Source organism: Cellulomonas citrea (assembly GCF_009829685.1).
Lineage (GTDB): Bacteria > Actinomycetota > Actinomycetes > Actinomycetales > Cellulomonadaceae > Cellulomonas > Cellulomonas citrea.
In genome coordinates this window covers 1-6791 of sequence record NZ_VWSD01000154.1, presented here as the reverse complement: position 1 = coordinate 6791, position 6791 = coordinate 1, and the positions used below count along the sequence as shown (strand labels likewise).

Genomic DNA, 6791 nt, shown 5'->3' with positions numbered 1-6791 from the left:
CCATCACCTGCAGACCCGCCTCGTGCAGCCGGACGACGAGGCCCGGGTCTGCCACCAGCAACGGGCCGTACGGGTTGCAGGTCATGACGCCGCGGCACCCCCGCCCCGGAACCCTGCGGGGCGACCAGCGGGGCGACGACGGGCGTGAGCTCGGTGAGCATCTCGACCCGCTGCTCGCCGTAGCCGACGAGGATGCGCCGGTTGCCCACCGCGAGCACCGCGACCCCGGCGTGCCGGCCCAGCGAGGAGCGATCGATGACCTGCACGTTCGGTTCGTCGCTGCGGCGCGACGCCCGGGAGCCACTCAGGCGCCGGCCGGCGATCCACACGAGACCGAGCACGACCGCCAGCGAGAGGGTGACGCGCAGCAGCAGCCAGACGGTGTCCACGGCTAGAGCTCCGTCTCCGGCCCGGCGACGATCTCGGTGATCCGCAGCCCGTAGTCCTCGTCCACGACGACGACCTCGCCGCGGGCGATGAGCCGGCCGTTCACCATGACGTCGGCCGGGCTGCCCGCGGTGCGGTCGAGCTCGAGCACGGCGCCCGGCGCCAGCTCCAGCACCTGGCGCAGCGGCAGCCGGGTGCGGCCCAGCTCGGCGGTGAGCGTCATCTCGACGTCGTAGAGCACGCGCATGCTGCCGGGCTGGACGCTCGCCTGCGGTCCGCTCACCTGGCTGCCGCGCAGCCGCACGGTGAACCAGGCGACGTCCTGGCCGTCCGCCTGCAGGGCGAAGACCTCGGTGTCCGCGCCCACGACGTGCGCGACCTGCTCGGTCCGGGCGTTCTCCAGCACACCGGCGCCGAGCGCGGCGGCCGCCGCCTCCAGGGCCGGCCGCAGGGCGTCCGCCAGGGCGATCGGCGCACCGCCGGCCGACCCGGCCGCGACCGCGTCGGCCACGACGGCGTCGGCCACCAGGGCGAGCTCGGCGCTCGTCGCGCCGACCAGCGACGCCACGACCGCCTGGGACCCCGGCGGCGGGGTGGCACCCGCGGGGGCGCGGACCGCGACCAGCGGGCTCGTCGCCGGCACGAGCGCGGCGGCGGCGTCGGCGGCGGCCTGGGTGAGGTCCGCCGTGGCGGTGGGAGGGTTCATGCGTCGTACTCCTCGACGGTGACGACCTGGCAGGCCAGACGGGACCCGTGGCTGCCGGCGGCGGCACGGGCGAGGACGACACCGTCGACGACGACGTCGAGCGGCTGGCTGGCGGGGTGGCCCAGCGGCAGCACGTCGCCGACCTTGAGGTCGCCGACGTCGCGCGGGTGCACGACGGACGGGGCGAACCGCACCGCGACCTCGACCGGGACGGTCTGCACCGAGGTCTCCAGCCGCGCCCGGGCCTGGGCGTGCACCCGGGCCAGCTCGGCGGCGCGCGCGGCGTCGGGCTCGTCGGACGCCGGTTCGGTGAGCATGAGGTCGGCCGGCAGCATGAGCGTGGCGACGTCGTGCCGCTCGCCCACCGAGAAGGTGAACGAGGACACCACGACCGGTTCGCTGGCACCGACGGCCTGCACGAACTGCGGGTTGTACTGCACGGACCGGACCTTGACGGTGAGCGGGACCACCGATGCGAAGGTGTAGCCCAGGTCGTCCAGGGCGCGCTGCAGCAGGTCGCGCACCACGGTGAACTCGATCTCGGTGAGCTCACGCTCCCGGTCGTCCCCGATGCCGGTCCCGCCGAACAGGTAGTCGACCCACACGAAGGCCGTGGCCACCGGGATCTGCACGGCGGCCACCTGCCGGGTCTCCTCGACCTGGCACAGCACCATGAGCGTGGGGCTCGGCAGCGTCGAGACGTACTCGTCGTAGGTGCGCATGACGAGCTGGTCGGCCACCACCGTGTACGGCACCCGCAGCCGCGAGGAGAGCTGCGTGCCCCACAGCCGGGCGAACCGCTCGAAGGCCATCTCCAGGCGCCGCGACTGCTCGCGGGCGAGCGTCAGCGGGCGACGGAAGTCGTACGGACGCGGCTCGGCCGCGCCGGCCCGGCGCCGGGACGCGGAGGCACCGCGAACGGCAGGCTCAGGAACACTCACGACCGCCTCATCGGTGAGCGCACGCCATCTCTGAGGGGCCTCGTGCAACTACTTCTCCGCACCACCCGTCCTGGGTGGCCGGCCGCTGCGTCCCACGCGCGGCGGCGGAGCGATGTGGCGCCCTCCATGGCGCCTCGGGTCGCCGGTCAGCACCGGCGGTGAGCTGGGCTCACTGGGTCACGAAGTTCGTGAAGTAGACGCCCATCACCTCCCCGTCGTAGAGCTCCGCCAGGGTCTTCTCGAGCTCGGCGCGCAGCTGTTCGCGCGTCGCCGCATCGCCGACCTCGGCGACGGTGTGGCCCGAGAACAGGGTGATCGCGGCGTCGAGCGCCTTGGCCGGGTCGGGCTTCTCCTTCTCCCCGACCTTGTCGGTGAGCTGCAGGGCCAGGCCCAGGCGCAGGTAGTGGCCCTCGGCGAGGTTGATGCTGATCGGGTCGATCGTGAGCACGACGCCGGGGCTCGGCGCCGGGGTCGCGGCCTCGCCGGCCGCACCCGACTTCGGCGCCAGGACGAAGAAGTACACCGCGGCGGCGACGACGATGAGCAGCACCGGCCCGACGATGAGCAGCAGCTTCTTCTTGCCGCCCTTCTTGCCCTTCTTCTTCTTGCCGTCCCCGGCCTCCTCGGCCGCGGGGGCCGTGCTGCCGCCGCCGATCTTGCCCGCGCCGATCTTCGGCTGGGCGATCACACGCTGTTCGATGGGCATGGCCCCTCCTTCGTCGAGAGCTCGGGGCCGGTCACTGACCGGCCAGGGTCGGCAGCAGCGCCCGGACGTTGTCCGGGGCCGCCGAGAGGATCACCAGGTCGACGCGACGGTTGGTGGACATCGCCGTGTCGTCGGTGCCCTGCACGAGCGGCCGGGCGTCACCGAAGCCGACGGCCTCGATGCGGGTCGCGATCACACCGTCGTTCTCCACGAGGTGCCGCAGCACCTTGGTGGCGCGGTCCGAGGACAGCTCCCAGTTGCTCGCGTACTGGCCCGAGGTCGGCAGGGTGTTCGCGTGCCCCTCGACCGACAGCTCCTCACCGATGCTGTTGAGAGCCGGGGACAGGGCGTCGAGCACCTGCTTGGCGGTGTCGGTGAGGGTCGCGGACTCCGGGGCGAAGAACACGTCGTTGGCCACCATCCCGGCCACCAGGCCACGGGAGGTGATGCGGAACGTCACGTCGTCGCTCAGCCCCTTCTGGGCGAGTGCGGCGACCATCTCGGCCTGCAGGTCCTTGAGGTGGGACAGCTCGGCCTGCGCGGCCGCGACCGTGGGGTCGCCCGCCGCGTTGGGCACCGGCGTCGGGTTCGCGGCCTGCTGGCCGAGCCCCAGGTCGCCGGTGACCAGGCTGGCGGTGCTCTGCGAGACCGAGGTGGCGGTCTGGTTGATGAGACCGTCCTGGGTGCCCGACGTGCCGTCGAGGACGGAGGTCTGGGTGGACCCCTGGTTGAAGCCGGCGGACAGCGAGCTGCTCAGCGCGATGAACTTCTGCTGGTCGACCTGGCTGATCGCGTACATCACGATGAAGAGGGCGAGCAGCACGGTGATGAGGTCGGAGTAGCTGATCAGCCAGCGCTCGGAGTTCTCGTGCTCCTCCTCCTCGTGACCGCGCCGGGAGCGGCCGCGGCCGCCGCGCGCGCTCACGCCGCCTCCTCCTGCTTCTCCGCCTTGGCGGGCTCGTCGGGCAGCATGCTGCGCAGCCGCTCGCCGACGAGGCGCGGGTTGGCACCGGCCTGCAGCGCGAGGAGCCCTTCGAGGGTGACCTCCATCTGCGCGCACTCCAGGTCGGAGAACCGCTTGATGCGCGAGGCGACGGGCAGCCACAAGATGTTGGCCGACAGCAGACCCCACAGGGTCGCAACGAACGCACCGGCGATCGACTCACCCAGCGTGCTGGGGTCCGACAGGTTCGACAGCACGTGGACCAGGGCGATGACGGTGCCGATGATGCCGAGGGTCGGCGCGTAGCCACCCATGTCGGCGAAGTACTTGGCGTGCCCGCGGTCGGCGGTGCGCTTGGTGGCGATCTTGTCCTCGAGGATCATCCGCAGGTCCTCGGGGTCGGTGCCGTCGATCGCGGCCTGCAGCCCGCCACGCAGGAACTGGTCGTCGATGGTGCGCGCGGCGTCCTCGAGCGCGAGCAGGCCCTCACGGCGGGCCCGGTCGGCGAGGGACACGACGGTGTCGATGGTCGCGCCCGGGTCCGGCGCCGACGCCATGAAGGCCTTGGGCAGCGCCGCGAAGGAGCCCTTGACGTCCTTGAGCGTGTTCCCGGCGATACCGGCACCGATCGTGCCCAGCCACACGAGGATGAGCGGCCCGGGCAGGAAGATCGAGGCCGGTTCGCCGCCCTCGATGATCATGGCGCCGAAGATCGCGACGAGCGCCAGGACGATCCCGATGAAACCTGACGGGTCCATCACACCCCCCTGGGCCGCAACGGCACCGCCGGCGCGATCGGGCTCTCGTCGCCGTCGTCGGCGGACTCGACCACCGCCTGCGCGGACAGCTGACGGGCCCGGGCCAGCACGCCGGCGCGGTACTCGTTGATGCGCTCGATGACCTCCGCCATCGACTCCTCGACGATGAACTTGGTGCCGTCGATGAGCGTGAGGATGGTGTCGGGCGCGCTGTCGACACGCTGGATCAGGTCGGGGTTGACCCCGAACTGTCCGCCGTTGAGGCGCGTCATGACGATCACGGTGTCCCCATCCCTGGTGTTCCCCGCCGTGGCCGGGTGGCCGGTCGGGCCCTTCCGTGGGCCTCAGTGGACCTGTTCGGCAGCGAGCCCGGCTGTCTGAGCGGTCCCCGCCCGTTGTCCCCCACCCGCCACACGGCGGCCGGGGGGGTCGACGCGCGCCGACGCCGTCGTCGGACGACGGCCGACCGGGTCCGGGCGCGTCCGACCGCGGCGCGGCGGGCCGCCCGCCCGCGCGCCGCAGCCGACGTGCGTCAGCGCTTGAGGTTGATGAGCTCTTCGAGGATGGTGTCCGAGGTCGTGATGACCCGGGAGTTCGCCTGGAAACCGCGCTGGGCGATGATGAGCGAGGTGAACTCCTGGGACAGGTCCACGTTGGACATCTCCAGGCTGCCACCGGCGAGGGTGCCGCGACCGCCGGAGCCCGGCGAGCCGACCTGGGCGAGCCCGGAGTTGGCGGTGGTCCGGAACAGCGAGCCGCCCGCCTTCTCCAGACCGGCCGGGTTGTTGAAGCTGGCGATCGCGATCTGGCCGATCACCTGCTTGAGGCTGTTGGAGAAGGTGCCGGTGATGACACCGTCCCCGCCGAGGCTGAACGACTCGAGCGTGCCCGCGGCGTAGCCGTCCTGGCTGAGCGCCTTGACGGTGTTGACGCCCGCGAAACCGGTGATGGCCGACATGTTGACGGTCACCGCGCCGGCGGTGAGCGAGGTCGGGCTGGTGAGCGCCCCGGCCGCGTTGAAGGTCATCGCGGTGCTGGTCGCACCGCCGTCGGCGGACACCGACCAGCCGGTGGCCGACTTGGTGAACTGCAGCGACAGGGTCGTCTTGGTGCCGGTCGAGTCGTAGACCGGGATGTCGCGGTTGAGCACCGTGCCGGTCGCGGCGTCCTGCTGCAGGTTGCCCTCGTAGATCGCCGAGGTCGACGCCTTGGCGGCCATGAGGGCGCCGGCCGGGATGCGCAGGTCGGTGATCGCGGAGTTGGTGTCGACGACGCCGCCGACGGCCATCCAGCCCTGCACCAGCGCGCCCGAGCCCGGGAGCACCATCTGCCCCGTCGCGTCGAAGTCGAACGAGCCGGCGCGCGTGTAGAAGGTCTGGTTGCCCTGGCGGACGGTGAAGAAGCCGTCGCCCTGGATCATCATGTCGGTGCTGCGGCCGGTGAGCTGCGACGAGCCCGGCGTGAAGCTCGTGGTCACACCGGCGACCTTGACGCCGAGGCCGACCTGCGCCGGGTTGGTGCCACCGGTGCCGCCCTGGGCGCTGGACGCGCTCATGATGAGCTGGCTCAGCGTGTCCTGGAACTGCGTCTGGGACGTCTTGTAGCCCGTCGTGTTCACGTTGGCGATGTTGTTGCCGACGACGTCGAGCATCGTCTGGTGGGCGCGCAGGCCGCTGATGCCGGAGAAGAGCGAGCGGAGCATGTCAGTTCCTTTCGGGCGGGACGAAGATCAGGACGCCGAGGCGGACGTGGCGGGGGTCGTGGCGGCGGGCGCGGCCGTCACCGAGGAGACCGCAGCGAGCGGGACGTTCGTCGTCCCGACCTTGAGGAAGGCGCCGCTGCTGGTGTAGGAGACCGAGGAGACGACACCGCTCGTGGCGTTGCCGGTGGTGGGGTCGGCCCAGGTGACCTGCTGACCGACGAGCTGGGTGGCGGCCATCCGCTGCTGCAGCGCGAACGTCTGCGCGGAGTCGTCGGCCATCGCGGTCATCTGCTCGACCATGGACAGCGTCGAGGTCTGCTGCATCATCGCCGTGGTGTCCATCGGCGAGTTCGGGTCCTGGTACTTCAGCTGGGCGAGCAGCAGCTTCATGAAGCCCTCCCCGTCGAGCTGGTTCTTGGGTGCGGGCGTCGCGGACCCGGTGGTGGACGTCGTGCTCTGATTCGTGATGTACGAGATCGGGATGTCGGCCATGTCTGCTCCGGATCAGATGACGAGGTCGAGCCCACGGACCGTGGTGGCCGGGGCGGTCGGACGGGTCGAGGTGGCGGTCGGCACGCCCGCACCGGGGGCGTCCGGGCCGGCGCCGGGGCCGGCACCGCCGGGCGTCCCGGGCCCGCCGCCGGGTTG

At 71.9% G+C, this 6791-nt stretch carries 9 protein-coding genes; all 9 read right to left on the bottom strand.

What is annotated here, in order from left to right; all coding sequences use genetic code 11:
- On the bottom strand, window positions 1-389 hold a 389-nt coding region (locus F2B26_RS13635), incomplete at its 3' end, for a flagellar biosynthetic protein FliO (RefSeq protein WP_159810273.1).
- Between the two features lie 2 nt (window positions 390-391).
- Window positions 392-1093, bottom strand: coding sequence for a flagellar motor switch protein FliN (gene fliN / locus F2B26_RS13630; RefSeq protein ID WP_159810271.1), 702 nt, complete (start codon window positions 1091-1093; stop codon window positions 392-394).
- Window positions 1090-2034 (bottom strand): flagellar motor switch protein FliM, encoded by a 945-nt coding sequence (locus tag F2B26_RS13625; protein ID WP_235929677.1) that lies wholly within the window; start codon window positions 2032-2034, stop codon window positions 1090-1092. The genes fliN and F2B26_RS13625 overlap by 4 nt, the downstream gene beginning before the upstream one ends.
- A 169-nt stretch (window positions 2035-2203) precedes the next feature.
- The gene (locus F2B26_RS13620; RefSeq protein WP_159810269.1) at window positions 2204-2740 is read right to left on the bottom strand and encodes a flagellar basal body-associated FliL family protein; all 537 of its coding nucleotides are present in this window, start codon (window positions 2738-2740) and stop codon (window positions 2204-2206) included.
- Window positions 2741-2771: 31 nt separating this feature from the next.
- Window positions 2772-3665, bottom strand: a complete 894-nt coding sequence (locus tag F2B26_RS13615) for an OmpA/MotB family protein (protein WP_159810267.1) — start codon at window positions 3663-3665, stop codon at window positions 2772-2774.
- Window positions 3662-4441, bottom strand: a complete 780-nt coding sequence (locus F2B26_RS13610; protein WP_159810265.1) for a motility protein A — start codon at window positions 4439-4441, stop codon at window positions 3662-3664. Before F2B26_RS13610 ends, F2B26_RS13615 begins: the two co-directional genes overlap by 4 nt.
- Window positions 4441-4722, bottom strand: coding sequence for a flagellar FlbD family protein (locus F2B26_RS13605; RefSeq protein WP_159810263.1), 282 nt, complete (start codon window positions 4720-4722; stop codon window positions 4441-4443). The genes F2B26_RS13610 and F2B26_RS13605 overlap by 1 nt, the downstream gene beginning before the upstream one ends.
- A gap of 251 nt (window positions 4723-4973) precedes the next feature.
- Window positions 4974-6143 carry a flagellar hook protein FlgE gene (locus F2B26_RS13600; protein WP_159810261.1) on the bottom strand — a complete coding sequence of 390 codons (1170 nt, stop codon included), beginning with the start codon at window positions 6141-6143 and terminating at the stop codon, window positions 4974-4976.
- A gap of 27 nt (window positions 6144-6170) precedes the next feature.
- Window positions 6171-6635 carry a flagellar hook assembly protein FlgD gene (locus F2B26_RS13595; RefSeq protein WP_159810259.1) on the bottom strand — a complete coding sequence of 155 codons (465 nt, stop codon included), beginning with the start codon at window positions 6633-6635 and terminating at the stop codon, window positions 6171-6173.
- Between the last annotated feature and the right edge of the window lie 156 nt (window positions 6636-6791).